We start from the raw sequence: 826 nt of genomic DNA on the forward strand, positions 1-826 counted from the left end.
CAGACAACACCTTGCAGCGCATGGTTGACCGGGAAGCCAAGCGAGCCGAGGGCAAGGGCGTGGGCTATGACCGCTGGGCGTCAAAGCACAATCTAAAGCAAATGGCAGCTACCGTTACCGCCTACCAGCAGTACGGCTTTTCTTCCCCGGAGGAACTGGACGAAGCCTGTTCTGCCGCCTATGCCGCCATGCAGGAAAGCCTTACAGAGCTGAAGCAGGTGGAAAAGACACTGAACGGGAAAAAGGAGCTGCAACGGCAGGTGCTTGCCTATTCCAAGACCCGCCCTGTCCGGGACGGGCTGAAACAGCAGAAAAACGCCAAGGCAAAAGCAGCCTACCGACAGAAGCATGAAAGCGACTTTATCATAGCAGACGCAGCCGCCCGCTATTTCAGGGAGAACGGCATTTCCAAGCTGCCGAGCTATAAAGCCCTGCAAGCAGAGATTGAAAGCCTTATCAAAGAGAAAAACAGCGGCTACAACGATTACCGGGCAAAACGGGAGGAATACCGCCGCTTACAGACTGTCAAGGGCAATATCGACCAGATTTTACGCCGGGAACGCAAGCCTGTGAAAAGGCAGGAACAGGAGCGATAAAAACCGCCCCAAAATGTACCCGAACCCATACAGAACAAGGGGGCTGCCCCGCACCCTATCCGCAATACCAAAGGATTTTTTAACGGGCTTACAGGGCAGAAAAACCCCGAAAATGATACCGAGATGATACAGAATTACCGCCGATACCGCCACACCAGCGGAAACGGCAGAAAGGAGCGCACCCATGCCAAGAATGAGCAAGAAACGGCGGCTGGAATGGTCTTTTTTCC

1 pseudogene is annotated in these 826 nt (G+C 54.0%); it reads left to right on the forward strand.

Annotation, left to right across the window (positions count from 1 at the left end):
- Positions 1-596, forward strand: a pseudogene (locus GPK49_RS03140) (relaxase/mobilization nuclease domain-containing protein); the annotation flags it as partial.
- Between the last annotated feature and the right edge of the window lie 230 nt (positions 597-826).

The sequence above is a fragment of the Clostridium sp. MCC345 genome (assembly GCF_018785345.1).
Lineage (GTDB): Bacteria > Bacillota > Clostridia > Lachnospirales > Anaerotignaceae > Anaerotignum_A > Anaerotignum_A faecicola.